The sequence below is a fragment of the Reichenbachiella ulvae genome, assembly GCF_025833875.1.
GTDB lineage: Bacteria > Bacteroidota > Bacteroidia > Cytophagales > Cyclobacteriaceae > Reichenbachiella > Reichenbachiella ulvae.
Map to the genome: position 1 here is coordinate 2,380,150 of NZ_JAOYOD010000001.1, position 23,694 is coordinate 2,403,843.

The window sequence follows — 23,694 nt, forward strand, 5'->3', positions numbered from 1 at the left end:
GTATTGATCTCACTTGAGACTATGGCTCAAGGCCAGATCAAAATAGCCAAAATGAAATATGATGGAGGGGGTGACTGGTACGGCAATAAAACTGCGCTGCCCAATTTGGCACAATTCTGCAATCAATACATGCGAACCAATCTAGATACGGATGATGAAGTGGTGGAGGTTGGTAGCCCCGATTTGTTTTTGTATCCGTATGTCTATCTCACAGGTCATGGCAATGTAGTCTTCTCTCAAAACGATGCGCAAAATCTAAGAAACTACTTGATCGCTGGTGGGTTCTTACATATCGATGACAACTATGGTTTAGATCAATTCATCAGACTGGAGATGAAAAAGGTGTTTCCAGAGCTGGAATTTGTAGAATTGCCTTTCGATCACCCGATCTATCATCAGCAATTCAAATTCCCCAATGGTCTACCCAAAATTCATGAACATGATGGCAAGCCTGCACAAGGCTTTGGACTGATATACGAAGGTCGTCTCGTCTGCTTTTACTCCTACGAGTCCGATCTGGGCAACGGCTGGGAAGATCAAATCATCTACAACGACCCACAGAGCAAACGTCAGGAAGCTCTACGCATGGGAGCCAACATCATCAGCTACGCTTTCACACAGTAATTATTTGATGGCTTTAATACCGCAACTGAGTTGGTGTTTTCCCCCTGGTTTTAAGGTCACCACTCCCACACCAGTATTGAAAGCATTAGGTGGACAAGTGACAGGTTCCACTGCCAAAGTTTTTCTGGTATCCGGTGAATAGATCTGATAATAGCCGTAAGCCTGATCTTGCCAAAGCTGAAGCTCCAACTCATTAGAAGGATCCGTCATAGAAATCACAAAAGCCTCCTCAGAAGATTTGACCTCAAAACAGTCATCCAATGCCGTATTCCCAAATACTTTACCTGCTTCGAATCCATGAGTATCAGACACTTCATTTCCCGCCAAAGAAGATATGCGTTTAGCCGCTCCCATCTTTAATTCAATTTGATCTACTCCATTTTCAAATTGGAAATAAGGGTGCCAACCATCTCCTATTGGCATATTTGAGCTTCCAGTATTTTCTATCTGAGTTTCTATTTTCACACCACCTTCACCAAAGCTGATATCCAAAATCAACTCATAGGCAAAAGGAAAACCTTGATCGGTTCCTAAATAATTATATCCGATGATGAGTTTGCACTCTGATTCCCCATCTACTGTTTCGATCACTTCGAAAGGTCTGAAATGTAGCAAGCCATGGAGGTTGTTATTTCTATCAATTTCGTTGACAAACATTTGATAATCCTCTCCATCGAAGGTGAACTTTCCAGCTGTCAAACGATTAGGAAATGGTGATAACTTTGAGCCTTTGAAAGCAGAATGATGCGTTTTCATCACTTCCTCCTCCGAGCGATAACCATCGACTACAGAAATCAATTCCCCCTTACCGTTCAATACCTCTAGTGCATTTATTCCCGCACCAAAACCCGTTAAGATTTCCAGGTATTCATTGGTCTTTGTATTAGTCAATCGATAGGCCTCAAATCTCCCTAATGGGGAATGCTTTACTTCGTACATGCTTGCAATAGTTGATTAACGTAGTAGCTACGCTTAAATAAGATAGGCGAATATAAAAGATAAATTAATACTTAAACAACCCAAAACTATTTAACTGACTCGGAGCTGAAACAAACTTTATCCATGGGTTTTTCTGCTCGCTCCTCTCCATATTCAATGGCTTTTCTGAAGGTAAGGCATGCTTCTTCATCATCATTGTATTTCATCAGGGCCAACCCAAGGTTGTAGTATACAGAACCGTCAGGACCCGCATTGTCTATGTAGCGGTTGTAGTATTTAATAGCATATCCATAATCACCCAGTTCCTGATATGCATTGCCAATCAACACATAGTTTCTTAGCAAAGTATTGTCGACATAGATCGAGCTATTAAAATCATCGATCGCAGACTTATAGTTTTCCATTTTTGACTTAACAATCCCACGATTCATCAGATCACTGCCATTGTCAGCTTTGATCATGAGTGCAGAATCGTAATCCAAAAGAGCCTCTTCATAGGCGCCTTTTTGAAAGTTCTCAAATGCTCGTTTAGAATAGGCTTTGGCGAAATCCCCCTGACCAAATAAGATTTGATTGATCTGATCTCTTTCCTCCTCATCAACCAAAAAGCTCAAGTTATATAGTGCATTTCTATGGTGAGGGTTAATCTTTAGAGCCTTTCTATAGTCCAGCACAGCTCCATCCTTATCCCCTCTATCCAGTCTGAACATGCCTCTATATACATAGTAATTGGGGTCATATGGATTCAAATCTATTGCCTTATCATAATCCAGCATGGCCGGCGTATTATAGCCGAGTTTTTCATAAGTCATACCTCGATGGATATAGACATCAGCCTTCATCTCATGTATGGTTGTAATCCCTGAAAGCTTAGCCGCACCATCCTCATTGTAAGAAACTCCCTTAAAAATTAATGCCTTCGTTTCGTATGTCTCAGTATTGTTGATTAGGAAAGTAAAGTCTTGGGCGGCTTTCTTATATTGCTCCTGATTGTAATAAATCAAGGCTCTTTTGAAAATAGAAGCATGGTTCGATTGATCCACATTGTAAGCATATTCGTAATCTATCAAGGCACCTACCGCATCTCCTTCCAATTCTTTGGCCTGTCCACGCGAGATGTAATAATCCGCATTGTCACTCACCAAATTGATCGCACTATCGTAATAAATCACCCCTAATTCATATTGGGTATTGGTCACGGCATCATTGCCTTTTTCGTAATAAGCAGAAGCTGCCTCTAGCATTTCACTCTTGCTATCATAGTCAGCAGGATTCTGCGCTAATAGGCGGAAATGAGAGACGAGTAAACAAATAGAAAAAATAGTCCTATACATAAGTTCATTGTTAGTCTCATAGCTGGGGATTCATGCATTTTGGTGACTCCAAGGTGCAAATCTCCTATAAAGATATATTTTTTGGGCTTAATTAAAATTCACTATCCTATCATATTTTTTACTTCTATCTTTGCCCCCTCAAAATCTCAAGATTAGGTACAGAATATTATTGGAATAATGACAAAAGACTTTGTAGAAGAAATGAAATGGAGGGGCATGATTCACGACATGATGCCTGGAGTACAAGAGTTAATGAACAAAGAAGTGGTGACTGCTTATATCGGATTCGACCCTACAGCAGACTCACTACACATCGGTCACCTTGTACAAATCATGACGCTGGTTCATCTACAAAGAACAGGTCACAAGCCATTGGCGCTAGTGGGTGGTGCCACCGGCATGGTAGGCGATCCTTCGGGTAAATCTGCCGAAAGAAACCTGCTCGATGAGGAAACCCTGAACCACAACCTAAACGCTGTGAAAGGTCAATTGGAGAACTTTCTGGATTTTGATTGTGGGGAGAATTCAGCTGAAATGGTCAACAATTACGACTGGTTCAAAGAATTTGGATTTTTAGAGTTCATCAGAGACGTAGGAAAACATATTTCCGTCAACTACATGATGGCCAAGGATTCTGTAAAATCAAGATTGGAAACAGGTATGTCCTTTACCGAATTCAGTTACCAATTGGTGCAGGGCTATGACTTCTACTGGCTCAACCAAAACAAAAACTGTAAAGTACAGTTAGGTGGTTCGGATCAGTGGGGCAACATCGTAACGGGTACTGAGCTAATCAGAAGAAAAGCACAAGGAGAAGCCTGGGCAATCACCACTCCGTTGATCAAAAAAGCAGACGGTACCAAGTTTGGCAAAACTGCTGGAGGTAGCGTATGGTTGGACAAAGATCGAACTTCACCGTACAAATTCTACCAATACTGGCTGAACTCATCGGATGAAGATGCAGAGAACTATATCAAGATTTTCACACTCTTCAGCAAAGAAGAAATTGACCAATTGATCGCAGAGCACAAAGAAGCGCCTCATGAAAGAAAACTTCAAAAAGCGCTGGGAGAAGACATCACCATTCGCGTACACTCTAAGGAGGATTACGAAATGGCTGTCAAAGCTTCGGGCATTCTTTTCGGTAAATCAACTGCCGAAGATTTGGCATCTTTGGATGAAAACACTTTCTTATCAGTATTCGAAGGAGTACCTCAAACTACCATTAGCAAAGCTGAGTATGAGGCCATGGAAAACGTGACAGATTTATTGTCTGAGGGTAGCAATGGCATTGTTTTTCCATCCAAAGGAGAAGCCAGACGAATGATTAAAGGAGGTGGCGTTAGCATCAATAAATCAAAATTGAGCGATCCAAACCAAACGGTAGAATTCAGTCTGCTGAGTGACAAATATTTGCTTGCTCAGAAAGGCAAAAAGAATTACTTCCTGATTATCGTCGAATGATGGTAAATTGAGGCCTATTGGGAGGCAAAAATCATTGATTATGAAAAAAATTATTTGGGCAGGGATTCTCTCCCTGCTTTCCATCTATTCATGCACTAACATGGGACAAGAACACGAACATAGCAATGCATTGATCAATGAAACCAGCCCCTATCTTCTACAACACGCCCACAACCCGGTCAACTGGAATCCATGGGGTGACGAAGCTCTGAGCTCGGCAAGCGAAGAGGATAAATTGCTCATCATCAGTATTGGCTATGCTGCCTGCCACTGGTGCCATGTGATGGAACATGAGTCCTTTGAGGACAGCACCATCGCAGCTAAAATGAACGCCAACTACGTTTCAATTAAAGTAGATAGAGAAGAGAGGCCAGACATCGATCAGATCTATATGGAAGCCGCCCAGCTGATGACAGGTCAGGGAGGCTGGCCCCTCAACGTGATCGCCCTACCTGATGGCCGACCTGTATTTGCAGGTACCTATTTCCCTCGAGACAATTGGGAAAAAGTATTAGATCATTTTGCGGATATCTATCAGAAAGAACCAGAAAAACTAAGACAGCACGCCGAAAAAGTAACAGAAGGCATCTCTCAAAACATGCTGCCTGATTTGGATCAGACAGCAAAAACCTATAGCGCCGACACAGCTGTAGAAATCGCCTCCAGGCTAGTCAGCAATATCGACGAGATCTTTGGTGGTAAAAAAGGAGCACCCAAGTTTCCCATGCCTACCGTATATGAATACCTCCTATCAGAAAGTTATTATCGAGAGGATTCTTCTGTCAATCAGGCACTGATGACTACTCTAGACCGTATGGCTGATGGAGGTATTTACGATCACCTGGGTGGGGGATTTGCACGCTATTCGGTAGACTCCACATGGACTGTCCCGCATTTCGAGAAAATGCTCTACGATAATGCTCAACTCATCAGCCTTTATAGCAAAGCATACCAGCATTTCAAACGAGACAAATACAAGCAGACCATTATCGAAACCATTGATTTTTGCAATCGAGAATTGAAAGATGCATCGGATGGGTACTACTCATCACTCGACGCAGACAGTGAAGGAGAGGAAGGCAAATTTTATGTTTGGTCGGAAGAGGAGATCGATTCTGCGCTTGGTTCGGAAGCAGAGCTTTTCAAAAGTCATTATGGCATCAGTGCTGAGGGAAACTTCGAAAGCAAAAACATCCTGGAGCGAAAAGCACCTGTTTCAACCTTAGCAGAAGAATTTAGCCTTAGCCCGGAAGAAGCCCAAAATAAGATTAATGAAGCCAAAGAAAAGCTATTCAAACTGAGAGCACAAAGGGTAAGACCCGGTCTGGACGACAAAATTCTTAGCTCCTGGAACGCTCTGATGATCACTGGGCTGATCGATGCCTATTTCGCTCTACAAGACAGCAGTTATCTCAATCAGGCGATAGAGACTGGCAATTTCTTATTGCACAATCAAATCTTCAACCAGAATCAGATCTTCAGAAATCACAAAGCAGGTCAATCCAACATCCATGGATTTTTGGATGATTATGCATTTAGCATTTTGGCCTTCATCAAACTGTATGAAGCCACCTTCGACGAAAAATGGCTGCTGCAAGCCAAAAGCCTTAAGGAGTTTGCCGATGCGCATTTTCTGGACGTAGAATCAAAAATGTACTTCTACACTTCTGATACTGACAAGGAATTGATTGCCAGAAAAATGGAATTGTCAGACAATGTGATCCCTGCCTCTAACTCTGCCATGGCAGAAGCACTGATCAAACTGGGACAATACTTCTATCAGGAAGAAGATATCGAGCGAGCACAGCACATGATTGCCAGCAGTCAGCCCAACTTCAGCGCCTACCCTTTCTATTACAGCAACTGGGCACGGCTTTATTCCTTGTTAGGAGAAAAGCACTTTGAAGTAGCGATAGTTGGCTCAGAGGCGCTTGAAAAGGCGGCAGAATTATCAAGCCATTACATCCCAAACAAGATCCTTTTAGGAGGGGAAAACGAAGGTTCTCTGGCCTTGTTAGAAGGCAAATATTCGGAAGGCAACACCTTCATCTACGTTTGCCAGAACAAGTCCTGCCAGCTTCCAGCCCAAGAGGTTTCACAGGCTTTGAAACAGATCAAGAAATAAAAAAAGCCCTTCCCACTAATGTGAGAAGGGCTTTACATATCCTTTTTTAGTTCCCTTACTTGGCGTAGCTCACAGATCTCATTTCACGAATCACCGTCACCTTGATTTGCCCGGGATATTGCATATCATTTTCGATTTTAGAAGAGATATCAAAAGACAACTCTCCAGCTCTCTTATCCGATACGTTATCCGCATCTACGAGTACCCTTAGCTCTCTACCAGCCTGAATCGCGTAGCACTTGTGCACACCCTCAAAACTCAAGGCCAAAGCTTCCAAATCTTTCAATCTCTTGATATAAGATTCCATCACTTCACGACGGGCACCTGGTCTAGAACCTGAGATCGCATCACAGGTCTGAACAATCGGAGATATCAAGGAAGTCATTTCTATCTCATCATGGTGAGCACCGATAGCGTTACATACTTCTTTATTCTCCTTGTATTTCTTAGCCAGCTCCATACCCAGAATCGCGTGTGGCTGCTCTGGTTCCTCAGGCCATACCTTTCCAATATCATGAAGCAATCCTGCGCGCTTCGCTAATTTCGCGTTTAATCCCAACTCTGATGCCAGCGTAGCACAAAGCTTCGCTACTTCCCTAGAGTGCTGTAGCAAGTTCTGACCATAAGACGAACGGAAACGCATACGCCCTACCATCTTGATTAATTCAGGGTGCAGACCATGAATCCCTAGATCGATCACAGTTCTCTCACCGATCTCCACGATCTCTTCCTCTATATTCTTAGTCGTCTTGGACACGATCTCCTCAATGCGTGCCGGGTGTATCCTACCATCGGTCACCAATCTATGAAGGGACAATCTTGCCACTTCTCTTCTCACTGGATCGAAACCAGAAATAATGATGGCCTCTGGTGTATCATCCACGATGATCTCCACTCCTGTGGCAGCCTCCAGTGCGCGAATGTTTCTTCCTTCTCTACCGATGATCTTACCTTTGATATCATCACTTTCGATATTAAAGATCGACACACAGTTCTCTATAGCATGCTCGGTAGCCGTACGTTGGATTGTTTGGATCACAATCTTTTTGGCCTCCTTGGTAGCAGTCAATTTTGCCTCTTCTATGATATCCTTGATGTGAGAAGAAGCTTTGGTTCGAGCCTCATCCTTTAAGGTTTCCTTCAGCTGTTCGATTGCTTCAGAAGCAGATAGATTAGAAATCTTCTCTAGCGCTACGGTTTGTTCTTCCTTACGCTTGTCAAGTTCCTCTTTTCTTCGTTTGACAATTTCCATCTGAGCCTCCAGATTTTCCTTCTGACTTTCCAGCTCAGCTTCGGCTCTTTTGTTTTGTTCTATCTGCTTGGACAGGTTTCCCTCTCTTTGCTTTAACTTATTCTCGTTAGAGATGATTTGGTTCTTCTTGCGATTACTTTCTTCTTCGAATTCTGACTTCAGTTTCAGAAAGTGCTCTTTCGCCTCTATCTCCTTTTCCTTCTTGACATTCTCTGCAGTAATTGTCGCTTCTTTGATGATAATTTCTGCTTTGTCATTGGCTTCATTTATCCTTTTAGCCTCAGCTCTTTTGGCCAAAAATCGACTGATTCCAAACCCAATAATGAGTCCAATCAGTCCTACAACAATAATAATTGTACTATCCATGATGTATATATATAGTTAATCATGGAGATGATCGTAAAGACACTATGTTGAGTAAATATATTTAGAGGGCTTCAGAGATGAGCTGATTGAGTTTGCTTATATGTTCCATGGCGATTTCGTCCGTCATTTGTCGGTTTTCGGAGCTCTGTAGCAGTTGAATAAAACTGTCCATAGCCACCATCGCCAAGAGATCCTGTTTATCATCGATCTGAAACTGATCCTGATAGAACCTTAGCTTTTCATTTATTTTTTTACCCGCCGCACGTACGTTCGCCTCCTCTTCAGGTGCGACCTTCATTGGGTACTCTCTGTTTCCAATCCTTATTTTTATTGATAATTCTGTCATTCAGACTTCTATTCGCTCAAGTGAGCTATGCACTTATCAACTTCATTTATATATTCACTCAGCAAGTTGCACAACGCTTCTGTGTCATTATCGTCCACCACCATGCCGTTCACAAGTTTACTAATTTTATCTTGATTTTGAAAACCAGCCAACTGCTGGTCTTTATCCTCTATTTTGGCCCTCAACCGATCATTCTCCGCTCTCAAAACCTCTATTTCAGATTCCTTTTTTTTGTAGTCATTCAACAACAAAACCAGTTTTCTTTCCAGATGATTCAGCTCGGTTCGCAAGCGATTTTCGGCCATTTTTATTTTCTAATTATAGCGTTCAAATTATTTTCAAAGCTTGACATCAGGGCACTCATCGTTTTATCAATCACCTTGTCATTCAAGGTTTTATTCTCATCCTGAAGAATAAAACTCAATGCATAGGATTTTTTCCCTTCGCCAATGCTGTCTCCCTCATAAACGCTGAATACATTTATTCGTTTGACTAGTTTTTTACTTTCAGATTTAGCAATATCCATGATTTCGCTAAACTGTACTTTCTTGTCCAGTACGAGAGACAAATCTCTTCGCACTTCTGGAAATTTAGAAACTGCCTTATACATCGGAATCTTTCCATACTTCTTCAGCAATTTTGGCCAATTCAATTCTGCAAAGAAGACATCCTGATTTACTCCGATTACTTTGGTCACTTTCTTTTTCAACTTACCAAAAGAGGCCAACAATACTCCATTGACAGATATATCTAATCCATATTCAAAGACCTCACTTTGAGTCGGGACAGAATCCATATCCGCCACACTAAATTTATCTAATATTTTGTGAACCACCGCTGAAAGGTCATGAAAATCGATAGGTTTTTGTTCCAAATACCAGCTTTCATCAGATCGATTCCCGGTCATAAACAAGCAAAGCTGTTGCTGCTCCGAATACTTGTCGCCCTCCTTTTTGTACACTCTTCCAAATTCGAAGAATTTAAGATTGGGCTGCTTCCTGTTTATGTTATACTTAAGTGCCTCTAAGCCAGAAAAAATGATGGTCTGACGCATCACTCCTAATTCCTCGCTTAACTTATTTAGGATCTGAACATTTTCATCCGCCTTCCAGTATCCCGCTTTACTTAGGTATTCAGGATTGGTCAACGAGTTGCTCATGATTTCATTCATCCCTAATGCAGACAAAAACAAAGAAGTTTTCTCTTGAATTTTATCCTTGTCAGGAGTTGTGAAATTAGCCAAAAACTCAGCACTTGAGTATTCGCTCAGCGCAATATTGTTATACCCATAGATTCTCAAAATCTCTTCGATCACATCTGCCTCACGAGTCACATCAAATCTATAAGGTGGCACAGAGACTTTAAAGCCTTCCTCTGTCGGCTCTGACACTTGAATATCCAGAGCATTTAAAATACCATGGATCTTTTCTATAGGCAGAGCCTCTCCTATCAATCTATTGATATTCTTATATGACATCTGAATAGATACATCTTCTATCTCAGATGGGTAAATATCAACAATCTCGGAAGTGATCTCACCTCCGGCAACTTCTTTGATCAACAGTGCGGCCCATTTCAAGGCATCTACAGTCATTCTTGGGTCAGTTCCCCTTTCGTATCTAAAAGAAGCATCAGTTTTCAATGCATGGCGAGTAGCCGTATTCCTTACAAAGTCAGAAGAAAAGTAGGCTGATTCCAAAAACACATCGGTGGTACTTTCCTTTACTCCCGAATGTACACCACCAAATACTCCGGCGATACACATGCCTTCCTCAGCATTGCAGATCATCAGATCTTTTGAGGACAGTTTTCTTTCTTTCTCATCCAAGGTGGTGAATAGACTCCCTTCTTCTAAGGTTTTCACTACCACTTTATCTCCTTTGATTTCATTCAAATCAAAAGCATGCATCGGCTGTCCCAAAGAGTGAAGCACGTAGTTAGTGACATCTACCACATTGTTGATAGGTGCCAATCCGATACTATTCAGTTTTGCTTTCAACCATTTAGGCGACTCCTCTACTTTCACATTGGAGATCGTCAAGCCCGAATACCTGGGGCATGCCTCCGTATTTTCTACCACAACCTCTACAGGTCGCGAATTGTTGTCTATTTGGAAAGCACTAAGGTCTGGAAATTTCGTATCTCTCTCGAATGCTGCTTTCAAATCACGAGCCACACCAAAGTGAGATGCCGCATCAGCACGATTAGGAGTTAGCCCTATCTCGAAAACAGTATCCTTAGTTGGCTTAAAATAATCAGCAGCTGGTGTACCATTTGGCAAATCTGTATCCAATATCATGATACCAGCATGGGAGGCTCCCAATCCAATCTCATCCTCAGCACAAATCATCCCTAGAGAAACCTCTCCTCTGATTTTCGCTTTCTTGATTTTGAACGGTTCGCCTTCGGAAGGATACAATGTCGCGCCAACTGTTGCTACGACTACCTTCTGCCCAGCAGCCACATTGGGTGCACCACATACGATAGGTGACAGTTCTGCCTCTCCAATATCCACAGTGGTCAAACTTAGCTTATCAGCACCCGGATGCTTACCACAAGTTTTGACTTCACCAATCACAAGCCCTTCGAGACTTCCTTTGATTTCTTCTACTTCCTCTACTCCTTCTACTTCTAAACCGGTGTTGGTCAGTGTCTGTGATATCTCATCGATGCTTTCATTTAGATCAATGTAATCCTTTAACCAATTCAGTGAAATCTTCATGTATAAATAAGCTTTTTAGCTGCGGATAAAACAAGCCGTAAAATTAAGAAAATAAGGCAGTCTGAGAAGGAGAATTACTTTCTTCTTTTTCGGAAAAGAGTGGAAGTTAAAACAATGGCCATTCCAAAGATCATCACCAAATACATCCATTTGGGTTCTCCCAATCTATAAGATCTCAAAAACTCACTTGTTGCCAGGAAAATCAAAAGGAATCCACCAACGACTCCTATTCTTTGCAATAATCTAGGATTCATCTTCTACCTCTAATTCCAAAGTATTTTCCCAGGATTGAAATCTTTCAATGTCTTCCTGTATACTGTTATAAATCCAAAAAATAATCGCCAAATCATCGGTAAAGCCAAGAGCAGGCAGAAAATCAGGAATCAAATCCAGAGGCGTGACAAAATAAAGCATCCCTCCAGCCACAAGCAATAATGTGCGCCATGGCAACTCCCTATACTGACCGGTGAATTGTGCCTTGACCATTCTCAAAAACACAGACAACTTATCTACCAGCTCCTTGAGCTTATCATTGTTATTGACAATGCCCTGAAGTTTATTGCTGGTAGTGTCCATTAAACGAGAGAATCGTTCATTGTCACTCAAAATATCTTTGGCTTTTTCCTTATACTTTTTGAATACTTTTTCCTTGTTCATAAGATTGGGGCTAAAAGTTCTGTTGGATTTCTTCCTTGATATACATCAAGGCATGATCAATTTGCAGGTACTCTCTATCCATCACTCGTTCGAAGATTCTTCTAGCCAGATCAATTCCCTTGGCCGATTCTTCCAGGCTTCCTGCAGCCTCATTGATTATCATTACGATTTCTTCCATGGCAGAGTTGACTACCTCCCATGCCTGGATACTCATATACACCTGCTGCGACAAGTTATGATTGAATTCTTCGCGCACCTCATGCAGCAATACTTGATGAAACTCCACTGCAGTCAATTCCCCCTGATTCAATCTGACAACCAGGTTTTTAGGTGCGATTCGCTCAAGAAACAAACAAATCCTTTCGTAAGCCTGTAGACGAATCGGTAAAACCACATCCGTATTTTTCAGTTTAATATCTATGAGTCGACTATCATATTCTTTTCGTATGAAAAGTCTAACCATTAAATACATGGCATATAAAACCGCTCCTGCTGGCAGGATAATTTTTCCGAATTCTATCAGTGCTTCCAAATTAAGTTTTCTTTATCGTGTCATTCAAAATTAAGTAATTTTGCGCAAGCGATAGCATCATTCGATTTATGGATTTAGAACCAGTCATTATCACCACCAAAGCTTTGGCAGAAGTCAAAAACATCATGAACAACAAAGGGATTCCTGAGGACTATTCTCTACGAATAGGTATCAAAGGCGGAGGTTGTGGCGCCATGGGCTATGTCATCGGTTTTGACAAAAAAAATGATGCCGACATCTCCTATTCTCAAGACAGCGTACCGATTGTCATTGACAAGAAACATGTCATGTACCTCGTGGGGTTGGAAGTGGATTTTATTGAAGATGCAGAAGCAAGAGGCTTCAGCTTCAACAAATCAGAATAAACTTTAGGAACGATTATCCAATTTCAAAGTCACAGAAGCCTTGTGACAAACTCCTTTGATCGGCGGGTTGTGTTTGCTTACAGTAGTTTTGACAGAATAAATTTTCGGAAATCTAGAAGCAATCTTTTGATTGATACTCATGGACAAGGTCTCCAATAGCTTGGTAGGCACCTTCATGATGTTTTCCACTAAACTATAAATGATCTCATAGTTAACTGTAGCCGCTAAATCTCCGTCATCTAACTCCACCGGATCTGCCAGCTCTACCTCTACATCAACAGTGTATTTATTCCCGATTTCTCTCTCCTGCTCATAATAACCATGGTGAGAAAAGAAATCTAACCCCTCCAGCTTTACTAACATGTTTGCTTAATCCTCTAGTTGATCAAAAAAAGATAGGTCTTTGTTTGTGTTCTTTTTTTCTGGAGCCTTGGGCTTTGGTTTGGCCAATTCTTCTCTTGTAATAGGGTTCTTTTCAGAAATGTAGTTTTTCTTGACTTGCATCTGATCATCTTCAGAATACTCGAACCCCTCTCCTCTTTGTGGTGTTTCTAATTTGGCTTTCGGGATTTTAACAGGTTCTGGCTTTTGAAACTCTTCAGCTTCCAAATTGAATTCTTCTGCCTTACTCTCTACCCTTTCGCTACTTTCGCGCAGCATTTGCTTCACTTTTTTCAGGTGAGTTTCGAGACCAGATTCTTGATACTTGATCTTCTCCACCTTACTCATCACATCGCCAGAAAGTATCTTGAGCTGCGAAACCACATTATCTCTTTGATTCTCGATGATGCGATAGTTCTCTTCTAGTTCTTTGACCTCACCAGCCATACCTTCGATGATCTCTTTGGCTTGATCCTCTGCACGATCAATAATGGCACGAGCTCTGTTCTTCGCTTCGTTGATCAAAGCATCCGCGTTGATTTGTGTTTCTTTGAGGTGCAGCTCAGCAGTACGATTAGCCTGATCTATCACATTAGCTCCCGTATCTTCAGCCGTTTTCAAAGTTTTGAAGAGCGTAGTTTCCACCTCACGAAGTTTTTGAACTTCCTGCTCCAACTTACTAACATCCGACTTTAAGTCTTTGTTTTCGTCGAGCATTCGCTCCCATTCATGCGATAAGGATATCAAAAAAGCATTGACTTCTTCTTTGTTGATGCCGCGAAAAGCTTTTTCGAAAGTCTTTTGCCTAATTTCTAGAGGAGTAATTTTCATATTTTAAACTTTTAACCATCCCCCAAACCTGCTACAAGGGGGCATAATTAACGAAAACCATCATTTTACTGATCTCCAATTAATTAAAATTACATATTAAGTACGTAAAAACTGGTAGTTTATATATCTAAGGGCGGCTTAATAATGCAATAATACGCATTATTTTACAATATCTATGTCCCAGACCGATATAGACCGATCATCACTGCAAGATATGAGATAATCATGGTGTTCTGTCCATATCAGACGATTAACAGACGTTAAATGCCCCTGATGTCGGGCTTTGTCTATTACCTTGATCAATCGTCGCTCTTCGTACTCCCATACTTTGACTGTTTTATCCATGCTAGCAGTCGCAAAGTACTTCTCACTCGGGTGAAAATCGATATCATTGATGGCATACATATGAGCATTGATGCTTTCGATCAGTTCTTCCCCATCCTTGACATCCCAGTATTTGAGTCTTGCATCACGGCTACCCGTTAGCAGGACCTCCTGATCAGAATGGTAAGCCAAACCAAACACCGAATTGTCATGTGCCATGGTCTGATCTACTATGTTGAAGCTCTTAAGATCCACACGAATCAACTGACCATCACTGGCAGCTATCACACAGGTATTATCTCTTAATATTTCGATTCTCCTCAAGTTCTGGTCAGAAATCACAGATCGCTTCAGGATATTAAGCGTTTTTAAGTCAATAATAAAGAACTCTCCACTGGCACATGCCACGAGAACGAGCCCTTGATGTACTTTGATGTCAAATATAGCCAACTTCCCGAGCTGCAGCGATCCTGCTGCACTCTTCTCCTCTATCTTGATCAGATGCAGCCCCTCATAATTCTGTCCCACGATCAAAACGTCTATCTCAGGGATATAGCAAAGGGAGTAAATAGAAGAGGAGACCTTTGCAATCAGTCTCCCATTTTCAAAATTTTCCAGATCCCACAGGATGACTTGCCCATCTCCTCCGGCTGAAAAGAAATACTGCGGACTCGAACCAGATTCAAGCGTGTATACAGCGTCTTGATGACCCGTGTAGCTATGAACTTTCTTGATGTTGACTTTAGGGAGTGCGCACATATTATAGCTCGACTTCCTGCTTAATCTTAGAAGCTAAAGTGGACAATTCTTCCTGACTCAAACACAATTTTGGACGTGCAAAATTCATATCATCCATCACTTTGATAGGGATCAAGTGAACATGTGCATGTGGCACTTCTAACCCGATTACCGTAACACCAATGCGCTCACATGGCACAGCTTTTTTTAAACCCAAAGCCACTTTCTTAGCAAATAGGTGAAGACCTATCAAAGTCTCATCATCCAAATCGTATATATAATCCACCTCTTGCTTAGGCACAGCCAAACAATGTCCTTCAGACAATGGGTTGATATCCAAAAAAGCGATGAATTCGTCCGTCTCTGCTACAATATGTGCAGGGATTTCTCTATTGATAATCTTAGTGAAGATACTAGCCATCTTACATCGAGATATCCATGATCTCAAAGTCAATTTTGCCTGCAGGTGCTTCTACAGTAGCAATTTCACCTATCTTGTGACCCAAAAGCCCTTTTCCAATTGGTGATTCTACAGAAACTTTACCCGCTTTCAAATCTGCCTCAGATTCAGCTACTAAAGTGTACTTCATTTCCATGCCATTTTTGACATTTTTGATCTTAACTGTAGATAGTACGGACACCTTAGACAAGTCAATCTGTGAAGCATCCATCACTCGAGCATCACCAACTACCTTCTCTAGTTTAGCAATTTTCAATTCTAAAAGACCTTGAGCATCCTTTGCTGCATCATATTCAGCATTCTCACTCAAATCACCTTTATCTCTGGCTTCTGCTATTTGCTTTGCGATATCTGCTCTACCCTTAGTTTGCAACTCTCGCAACTCATCTTTTAGCTTCTGTAGCCCTTCTTCTGTATAATATGATACTGCCATTATATTGTCGTTTATAAACAAAAAAGAACGGTCTCATTGCTGAAACCGTTTCTTGCTTTTTCTTCTTATATGATTTACAATGATAGGAAAAATTCAGCCACCAATCAAATCTATCCATCAATTGGTCGGCAGAGATTCCCTTACGCTTTGTTTTGTTCTTTGATCAAATTAAGAGCTGAACCTGCTTTGAACCAATTCACTTGCCCAGCATTGTAAGTATGGTTCGTCACGATGGTATCTTCACTACCGTCCGCATGCTTAGCCACGATAGTCAAAGGCTTACCAGGTGCAAAATCTGTCAAATCCAGAAAGTCAAAAGTATCATCCTCTTGAATTTTGTCATAATCAGATTCATCTGCAAAAGTTAAAGCCAACATACCTTGCTTCTTCAGGTTGGTCTCATGGATACGAGCAAAGGACTTAACCAATACTGCCTTCACTCCCAAATGCCTTGGCTGCATCGCTGCATGCTCTCTAGACGACCCTTCACCATAGTTGTGATCACCGACTACCAAAGTAGGTATACCGGCTGCCTTGTACGCTCTCTGTACATCAGGAACCGCACCAAATGAACCATCCAATTGATTTTTAACCTTGTCAGTCTCCCCATTAAAGGCATTGACTGCTCCTGTCAAAGTATTGTTAGAAATATTGTCCAAATGACCTCTAAATCTCAACCATGGCCCTGCCATAGAGATATGGTCTGTGGTACACTTTCCAAGAGCTTTAATCAGCAATTTGGCTCCTGTGATATTTTTCCCATCCCACGGATCAAAAGGTTCTAACAATTGAAGTCTTTTAGATTCTGGATCTACTACTACATCTACACTCGAACCATCTGCAGCGGGCGCTTTATAGCCTGGATCTTCCACATCAAATCCCTTGCTTGGAAGTTCCTGTCCTTTCGGAGGATCCAGTTTCACCTGCTCACCTGACTCACTTGTCAGTGTATCAGTGATCGGATTGAAACTCAAATCTCCAGCAATCGCCAAGGCAGCCACCATTTCCGGTGAAGTCACAAAAGCATGAGTATTTGGATTACCGTCCGCTCTTTTGGCAAAATTTCTATTGAAAGAGTGAACAATGGTATTTTTCTCTTTTTTCTCTGCACCTGCTCTGTCCCACTGACCAATACAAGGCCCACAAGCATTGGTAAACACTCGGGTTCCCAACTTTTCAAAAGTATCGATGATTCCATCTCTCTCAATGGTATATCTCACTTGCTCAGAACCTGGATTGATACCAAATTCTGCTTTCGGTTTAATTCCTTTTTCGACCGCCTGCTCTACAATAGACACCGCTCTGGACATATCCTCATACGAAGAGTTGGTACACGAACCGATCAGTCCCCATTCAATTTTAGTTGGCCAATCATTGGCTTTGGCTTTCTCACCCATTTCGGCAATTGGAGTAGCCAAATCTGGCGTAAACGGTCCATTGACATGCGGAGACAAAGTGGACAAATCAATCTCTATTACTTGATCAAAGTATTGCTCTGGATTGGCATATACTTCATCATCTCCAGTCAAATGTTCTTTGATTCCGTTGGCCATGTCAGCAACTTCTGCTCTGCCCGTGGCTCTCAGATATCTTTCCATAGACTCGTCATATCCAAAGGTCGAAGTAGTAGCACCGATCTCAGCACCCATATTACAGATTGTGCCTTTACCAGTACAAGACAGACTCTTAGCTCCTTCGCCAAAATACTCTACAATGGCACCAGTACCACCTTTTACAGTCAGGATACCTGCTACTTTCAAAATCACATCTTTGGCTGAAGTCCAACCATTCATTTCGCCAGTCAATTTAACACCGATGAGCTTCGGGAATTTCAATTCCCAGGCCATACCTGCCATCACATCTACGGCATCTGCACCTCCTACACCTACGGCGACCATTCCTAGTCCACCTGCATTTACAGTGTGTGAATCAGTACCAATCATCAAACCGCCAGGGAACGCATAGTTTTCCAATACCACCTGGTGAATGATACCTGCACCCGGTTTCCAGAAGCCAATACCGTATTTGTTTGAAACTGAATCCAGAAAGTTAAATACTTCATTAGAGGTGTTCAATGCACTTTGTAAATCTGCCGCAGCACCTATCTTAGCCTGAATCAAGTGATCACAATGCACAGTAGTCGGAACGGCCACTTGAGGCTTTCCTGCTTGCATAAACTGCAGCAAGGCCATCTGTGCGGTAGCGTCCTGACAAGCAATTCTATCCGGCGCAAAATCAACATACGACTCCCCCCTCTTGTAGACCTCCTTCGGATCCCCATCATATAGGTGAGAGTAAAGTATTTTTTCAGACAGCGTCAATGGTTTCCCTGTCAGTTCTTTCGCTTTGTTGATTCTATCCCCCATTTGAGAATAGACCTTTTTTATCATATCGATATCAAATGCCATAGAATGTTTTTTTATTGCTTTATGAATTGTATTCCAATTTAAGTAATTAACGAGATTTTATGAATGCTGTTCGGTAATTAGTATTGAAAGATACTATAAGCTGTTAGCCATAATCTATTTAATGCACGAAAACATCAGGTCCCTTAGGTCCTTAACCATGTTTAAAAGATTCTCTAATCTTTCTTTTTTATACTTGAAAGAGATGAAGAAACAATCCCTGTCGGCACAGCAACTATACCAAGGCCTAACATTAAGATTATAAAAGTAAAAAACTTCCCCCCAGCAGTCACTGGGTATGCATCTCCATACCCAACGGTAGTAAGGGTTGCCACTGCCCACCATAGCCCATCAAATACTGACGAAAAAATTTCAGGCTGAACTGGATTTTCAAAATAATAGATCCCTACACCAGCCAGATACAACAACACTAAGGTGGAAATTGAAAATATTATTAGTTCTTCCTTGGATGAATCAAAAGCCATAGCCAACCTTTTCAGTGCTTTGGTATATTTGGTTAGCTTCAAAAGTCTAAAAACCCGAAAAAAACGAAGTAGCCTAATGGATCTCAGATCTAATCCTAGAGCTAGATAATATGGCAAAATGGCCAACAAGTCAATTACCCCATAAAAAGAAAAGGCATACTTAATCCGTCCTCTATACATTAGATTGAAAATGTATTCTATCGAAAATACAATAACGATAAATTGTTCGATGAGATTGATTGAGTTTCTTATATCCTCATTCAAATCCGGCAATGTACTCAGCGAAAAGTCGATGATTGAAACAACTATCAGTATTGGCACTATTTTGTCTAATGCACTTTTAATTCTTTCAATCATAAGGGCGCTTTTTTCACGAGTATTAGGAGACATTAAACTTCTCCTCCAAACTATCCGCAATCAAAGAATTAATACTAACACCTTTATTGGCCGCCTTTAGTGCTAAATTTCGGTGAACCTGAGGTTTTATCCTCACATTCAAAGAACCAGTAAATCTTTTGTCCGGTTCTTTGCCAATCAATTTACAAGTTTCTAAATAATCTTCAACTGAATCCTCAAATGCCTGAACCAACTCGGCATAGCTCGCTCCCTCAAAAGTAACTGTATCATTGATAAACAATACTTTACCAAAAAAAACGCCACTCTCTTGATCAACATCTATGGACCCCAAGTAATCTCTATACTGCAATGGTTTCATATCAACTTATTTTCTCTCAAATGCTCTAAAACTATTTTCATCATATATGGTTTCAAGGTTTTCTGAGGATGCGGTTCATGCAAGCTTATTATACTTTTGGAAGTTGGATTTACAAACTTTCTCCGCGAGCCACTTCCCCTAAAAACTTCATAACCAAATCCGCTCAAAAGCGTGACCAAATCTGACCAGGAAAAAGACTTATCTTTTCTCTTTAGACGATCTAATAATTTATCTTTCCTGCTCATCAATACACTAATATACAATGCAACTAACAAATAGTTGCAATACAACATCAAAAAAAAGAGACTGCCCCATCGAGCAGTCTCTTTCTATATTAAAAGTATTTTATGGCTTACTTAACCAACGTTTTTCCAGAAGGCTTGAACTTAGTCAAATCAATTCCTTGAACAGCCGCCTCATATTCATTGAGGTTTGGCGTTCTACCTAATACAGTTGAAAGCACAACTACTGGAGTAGAAGAAAGCAATGACTCTCCTTTTTTCTCATCAGAATCCTTTACTACTCTTCCCTGGAACAAACGTGTAGATGTTGCCATCACAGTATCTCCTGGCTCAGCTTTCTCCTGGTTACCCATACAAAGGTTGCAACCTGGGCGCTCTAGATACAGAATGTTCTCATACTTGGTACGAGCCGCACCCTTAGGCGCATCGTCATCGAACTCGAAACCTGAGTACTTCTGCAGCACTTCCCAATCGCCTTCTGCCTTTAGTTCATCCACGATGTTGTAAGTCGGAGGAGCAACCACCAATGGAGCATTGAATTCAACCTTTCCATTTTGTGATTCGATATTTTTCAGCATTTGAGCCAAAATCTTCATATCACCTTTGTGAACCATGCAAGACCCGATAAATCCAAGGTCTACTTTCTTAGTTCCTCCATAGTAAGAAAGAGGTCTAATCGTATCGTGTGTATAGCGCTTAGAAACATCGTCGTTGTTAACATCCGGATCGGCAATCATCGGCTCTGCAATCTGATCTAGATCTACTTCAACCTCCGCATAATATTTAGCACTAGCATCTGGAGTCAAAGCTGGCTTTTCACCAGACCTGATCTCATCGATTCTCTTATTCGCCTTATCAATCAAGCCCTGAAGCACCTTTTGCTCATTGTCCATCCCCTTGTCGATCATGATCTGGATTCTGCCTTTGGCAATCTCCAATGATTCGATTAAGGTTTCGTCCTCAGAGATACAAATAGACGCTTTCGCTTTCATCTCGGCAGTCCAATCAGTAAAGGTAAAAGCCTGGTCAGCAGTCAAAGTACCAATGTGCACCTCGATCACTCTTCCCTGGAATACGTTTTCACCTCCAAACTGCTTCAGCATTTGCTGTTGCGTAGCATGCACTACATCACGGAAGTCCATGTAGCTCTTCATTTCTCCTTTGAAGGTCACTTTCACAGATTCTGGAATCGGCATAGAAGCCTCACCAGTAGCCAGTGCCAAAGCAACCGTACCTGAGTCTGCTCCAAAAGCCACCCCTTTCGACATTCTCGTGTGAGAGTCACCACCAATGATGATCGCCCAGTCATCGATCGTAATATCATTCAACACTTTGTGAATCACGTCGGTCATCGCATGGTATTCCCCTTTAGGGTCACGTGCAGTAATCAAACCGAAATCATTCATAAACTTCATCAGCTTAGGAATGTTGGCTTGCGCTTTCTTATCCCAAACTGATGCCGTGTGACAACCTGATTGGTAAGCACCATCCACGATTGGAGAAATCGTAGTAGCAGCCATGGCTTCCAATTCCTGAGAAGTCATCAAACCCGTCGTATCCTGTGAGCCTACTATATTTACTTCTACACGGACATCAGAGCCGGCGTGCAAAGTTTTACCAGGAGTAGTTCCAACTGCATTCTTGTTGAAGATTTTCTCTACTGCAGTTAGGCCCTGACCATCAATTGACACTTCTTTAGAAGGAGCAAAAACTACCGGAGCTTCAACACCTAAGGTCTGAGCTGCGAATGTTTGCAGTTTCTTACCAAATACTACGGCATAAGAACCGCCAGCTTTGATAAATTCAACTTTTTGAGGAGTCAATGAAGCGGAGATATCGATCAATTCCTGATCTCCTTTGTATAATTTTTTCTCTTTAGTATTGATCGTCAGAACTGTACCAGTTTCCACAGAGTAAGCCTGCTCTAATACTGGCTCCCCTTCTTCGTTCACTACCACATTTCCATCTGCATCCTTTTTCTTCACCCAGTTTTTCAGATCAATCCCGATCCCTCCGGTTACACCTACAGTTGTTAGGAAAATCGGAGATATACCATTAGTACCTGCAATAATTGGCGCGATATTGATAAAAGGAACATATGGACTGGCCTGAATACCCGTCCACAGCGCTACGTTATTTACACCTGACATCCTAGAAGAACCTACTCCCATAGTACCCTTCTCTGCGATCAGCATCACACGTTTGTCAGGGTGCTGCTCTTTCAATGCAGCCAAATCTTCCTGCATCTTCTTGTTGTGCTCGAAGATACACTGACCATGTAGCTCGCGATCTGATCTTGAGTGTGCGTCAGCACCCGGAGAAAGCAAATCTGTAGAAATATCCCCCTCACCCGCGATGAAAGTCACTATCTTAATCTCTTCTTCTACTTCAGGCAACTTCGTGAAGAACTCAGCTTTCGCATAGCTCTCTAATAGCTCCTTGGCTATTGCATTTCCACCCTCATAAGCTGCTTTCAAACGATCGTAATCCGCATCGTAAAGGAATACCTGAGTCTTAAGCACCTTAGCTGCTTCTGCAGCAATAGAGGCATCCTCTCCTAATGCCAAATCCAACAGGACTTCAATAGAAGGTCCACCCTTCATATGAGACAGCAGTTCAAATGCAAAAGCAGGAGTGATTTCTTCTACAACTGATTCTCCAAGGATGATTTCCTTTAAAAATTTGGCTTTTACACCTGCTGCACTGGTTGTACCAGGCAAAGTATTGTAAATAAAGAATTTGAGAGAATCCTCTCTGTGAGTATGGCTTGTATCTTTGATTTGCTCAATGATTTCGCTCAATAATTCAGCGCCATCGATTGGCTTAGGATGCAAACCCTGAGCTTTACGCTCTTCAATCTCCTTGATGTAATCGTTGTAAGTGTTCATATACTTGTCTTTCTTCTCTATGTTAAAGACAGAATTCTGTTTCAGTTACCCAATTCGTAATTCTGACTGTCCAAATAGATTCAATGCCTTCGGCAGTTATCCCGATATGATTCACCAAGCTATAATAGCGCTGGTAATACACATCCAGATCAAACACCATAAAGCACTGCTTTACGTTAAATATTAACCTCTAAAATAATTGGGTTATCAATTGCTGATTAAGGGACGCAAAATTAAAAAAATATCAAAGTTTTTGCTCCCAATTACCTACAAATAACTACGTAGATCAAACGGTCCTTATTAAAATAGAAAGATTCTAAATAACCTGCCCGCATAATTACCATTTGGCTTATTAAACTCAGAGTGTTCGTACACGGATTGACTCCACTGATTTCCTGATTTCAGTAAAAAGATCACTTAGAATTTCACTTCAAACCCTTAGGGCATCCCGGCACAACTATTGTAACATAATAGATCAAACAAGCAGACGTTGAATACAAAAAACAACAGTTATGAGAAAAACAATTACGCAATTTGCAATCGGAATTTTAGCCATCTTTACTTTTTCGTGCGATGACATAGACAAGCTGACACAGTTTAGAATGAACTACACTGAGTCGGTAACGATTGAGTCCTCTACGGTGATAGGCATCCCTATAGACCTATCGACTCCTAGTATCCCTTCCAATTCAGAATCCACCTTTGCAGGCAACAATACCAGCAAAGATCTAATAGAGGAAATTAGCTTAGAATCGATGACGCTGACAATTACTTCACCACAAGATGGAGAATTTAGTTTTTTGGAATCAGCATTGCTACTAATCTCTGCTGACGGATTGGATGAAGTAGAAATTGCTTACATAGAATCTATCCCTGACGATATTGGCAACTCTATTGACATGGAAGTAACTGGAGTCAATGTGAAAGACTACCTGCTTAAAGATCAATTCTCTCTAAGAATGAAAAGCAGTACAGACAAAACCATCAGTCAAGACCATACAATTGATATTAAGTCAACATTTTTTGTAGACGCAAAGATTTTCGGACAATAAAAAAAGGGGCGAGT

24 protein-coding genes are annotated in these 23,694 nt (G+C 41.4%); 5 read left to right on the forward strand and 19 right to left on the reverse strand.

Annotation, left to right across the window (positions count from 1 at the left end; all coding sequences use genetic code 11):
- Window positions 1-21 precede the first annotated feature (21 nt).
- Window positions 22-624 carry a DUF4159 domain-containing protein gene (locus N7U62_RS09415; protein ID WP_404818032.1) on the forward strand — a complete coding sequence of 201 codons (603 nt, stop codon included), beginning with the start codon at window positions 22-24 and terminating at the stop codon, window positions 622-624.
- Here the strand turns inward: N7U62_RS09415 and N7U62_RS09420 are convergent, their stop codons facing one another.
- On the reverse strand, window positions 625-1,563 hold the full coding sequence (locus tag N7U62_RS09420) for an aldose 1-epimerase (protein WP_264137713.1): 939 nt from the start codon (window positions 1,561-1,563) through the stop codon (window positions 625-627).
- Between the two features lie 86 nt (window positions 1,564-1,649).
- The gene (locus N7U62_RS09425) at window positions 1,650-2,897 is read right to left on the reverse strand and encodes a tetratricopeptide repeat protein (RefSeq protein WP_264137714.1); all 1,248 of its coding nucleotides are present in this window, start codon (window positions 2,895-2,897) and stop codon (window positions 1,650-1,652) included.
- Window positions 2,898-3,074: 177 nt separating this feature from the next.
- Between N7U62_RS09425 and tyrS the strand changes: the two genes are divergently transcribed.
- On the forward strand, window positions 3,075-4,361 hold the full coding sequence (gene tyrS, locus N7U62_RS09430; protein ID WP_264137715.1) for a tyrosine--tRNA ligase: 1,287 nt from the start codon (window positions 3,075-3,077) through the stop codon (window positions 4,359-4,361).
- 40 nt (window positions 4,362-4,401) lie between these two features.
- A complete protein-coding gene (locus N7U62_RS09435; protein WP_264137716.1) occupies window positions 4,402-6,486 on the forward strand; it encodes a thioredoxin domain-containing protein in 2,085 nt (694 codons plus the stop codon).
- A gap of 55 nt (window positions 6,487-6,541) precedes the next feature.
- Here N7U62_RS09435 and rny read toward each other — a convergent pair whose 3' ends face one another.
- From rny to N7U62_RS09470, 7 genes are all read right to left on the reverse strand, one after another.
- Window positions 6,542-8,104, reverse strand: a complete 1,563-nt coding sequence (gene rny / locus N7U62_RS09440) for a ribonuclease Y (RefSeq protein ID WP_264137717.1) — start codon at window positions 8,102-8,104, stop codon at window positions 6,542-6,544.
- 61 nt (window positions 8,105-8,165) lie between these two features.
- Complete coding sequence (locus N7U62_RS09445; protein WP_264137718.1) at window positions 8,166-8,450, reverse strand: cell division protein ZapA; 285 nt, start codon at window positions 8,448-8,450, stop codon at window positions 8,166-8,168.
- Window positions 8,451-8,458: 8 nt separating this feature from the next.
- The gene (locus N7U62_RS09450; RefSeq protein ID WP_264137719.1) at window positions 8,459-8,755 is read right to left on the reverse strand and encodes a coiled-coil domain-containing protein; all 297 of its coding nucleotides are present in this window, start codon (window positions 8,753-8,755) and stop codon (window positions 8,459-8,461) included.
- 2 nt (window positions 8,756-8,757) lie between these two features.
- A complete protein-coding gene (gene pheT, locus N7U62_RS09455; protein ID WP_264137720.1) occupies window positions 8,758-11,172 on the reverse strand; it encodes a phenylalanine--tRNA ligase subunit beta in 2,415 nt (804 codons plus the stop codon).
- Between the two features lie 74 nt (window positions 11,173-11,246).
- Window positions 11,247-11,426 carry a hypothetical protein gene (locus tag N7U62_RS09460; RefSeq protein WP_264137721.1) on the reverse strand — a complete coding sequence of 60 codons (180 nt, stop codon included), beginning with the start codon at window positions 11,424-11,426 and terminating at the stop codon, window positions 11,247-11,249.
- On the reverse strand, window positions 11,416-11,829 hold the full coding sequence (locus tag N7U62_RS09465) for a YkvA family protein (RefSeq protein ID WP_264137722.1): 414 nt from the start codon (window positions 11,827-11,829) through the stop codon (window positions 11,416-11,418). The genes N7U62_RS09460 and N7U62_RS09465 overlap by 11 nt, the downstream gene beginning before the upstream one ends.
- A gap of 10 nt (window positions 11,830-11,839) precedes the next feature.
- Window positions 11,840-12,361, reverse strand: a complete 522-nt coding sequence (locus N7U62_RS09470) for a DUF7935 family protein (protein WP_264137723.1) — start codon at window positions 12,359-12,361, stop codon at window positions 11,840-11,842.
- A 68-nt stretch (window positions 12,362-12,429) separates the two neighbouring features.
- Between N7U62_RS09470 and N7U62_RS09475 the strand changes: the two genes are divergently transcribed.
- The gene (locus N7U62_RS09475) at window positions 12,430-12,726 is read left to right on the forward strand and encodes a HesB/IscA family protein (protein WP_264137724.1); all 297 of its coding nucleotides are present in this window, start codon (window positions 12,430-12,432) and stop codon (window positions 12,724-12,726) included.
- A gap of 3 nt (window positions 12,727-12,729) precedes the next feature.
- On the opposite strand, the gene folB is transcribed toward N7U62_RS09475, so the two are convergent.
- The 10 genes from folB to N7U62_RS09520 form a co-directional block, all read right to left on the reverse strand.
- Window positions 12,730-13,089: a dihydroneopterin aldolase gene (gene folB, locus N7U62_RS09480; protein WP_264137725.1), complete on the reverse strand. Its 360-nt coding sequence runs from the start codon at window positions 13,087-13,089 to the stop codon at window positions 12,730-12,732.
- A gap of 6 nt (window positions 13,090-13,095) precedes the next feature.
- Complete coding sequence (locus tag N7U62_RS09485) at window positions 13,096-13,938, reverse strand: DivIVA domain-containing protein (RefSeq protein ID WP_264137726.1); 843 nt, start codon at window positions 13,936-13,938, stop codon at window positions 13,096-13,098.
- 159 nt (window positions 13,939-14,097) lie between these two features.
- Entirely contained in the window at window positions 14,098-15,021 is a 924-nt protein-coding gene (locus tag N7U62_RS09490; protein ID WP_264137727.1) for a WD40 repeat domain-containing protein, read from the reverse strand.
- 1 nt (window position 15,022) lies between these two features.
- A complete protein-coding gene (locus tag N7U62_RS09495) occupies window positions 15,023-15,421 on the reverse strand; it encodes an HIT family protein (protein WP_264137728.1) in 399 nt (132 codons plus the stop codon).
- Window position 15,422: 1 nt separating this feature from the next.
- On the reverse strand, window positions 15,423-15,893 hold the full coding sequence (gene greA / locus N7U62_RS09500; protein WP_404818016.1) for a transcription elongation factor GreA: 471 nt from the start codon (window positions 15,891-15,893) through the stop codon (window positions 15,423-15,425).
- A gap of 140 nt (window positions 15,894-16,033) precedes the next feature.
- Entirely contained in the window at window positions 16,034-18,301 is a 2,268-nt protein-coding gene (locus N7U62_RS09505; protein WP_264137729.1) for an aconitate hydratase, read from the reverse strand.
- 173 nt (window positions 18,302-18,474) lie between these two features.
- Entirely contained in the window at window positions 18,475-19,173 is a 699-nt protein-coding gene (locus tag N7U62_RS09510) for an ion transporter (RefSeq protein WP_264137730.1), read from the reverse strand.
- Window positions 19,163-19,498: a type II toxin-antitoxin system HicB family antitoxin gene (locus N7U62_RS09515; RefSeq protein WP_264137731.1), complete on the reverse strand. Its 336-nt coding sequence runs from the start codon at window positions 19,496-19,498 to the stop codon at window positions 19,163-19,165. The genes N7U62_RS09510 and N7U62_RS09515 overlap by 11 nt, the downstream gene beginning before the upstream one ends.
- Entirely contained in the window at window positions 19,495-19,791 is a 297-nt protein-coding gene (locus N7U62_RS23230) for a type II toxin-antitoxin system HicA family toxin (protein ID WP_404818017.1), read from the reverse strand. Before N7U62_RS23230 ends, N7U62_RS09515 begins: the two co-directional genes overlap by 4 nt.
- A gap of 59 nt (window positions 19,792-19,850) precedes the next feature.
- Window positions 19,851-22,628: a bifunctional aconitate hydratase 2/2-methylisocitrate dehydratase gene (locus tag N7U62_RS09520; protein ID WP_264137732.1), complete on the reverse strand. Its 2,778-nt coding sequence runs from the start codon at window positions 22,626-22,628 to the stop codon at window positions 19,851-19,853.
- A gap of 512 nt (window positions 22,629-23,140) precedes the next feature.
- Here N7U62_RS09520 and N7U62_RS09525 point away from each other — a divergent pair.
- Window positions 23,141-23,680, forward strand: a complete 540-nt coding sequence (locus N7U62_RS09525; RefSeq protein WP_264137733.1) for a hypothetical protein — start codon at window positions 23,141-23,143, stop codon at window positions 23,678-23,680.
- Window positions 23,681-23,694: the final 14 nt, after the last annotated feature.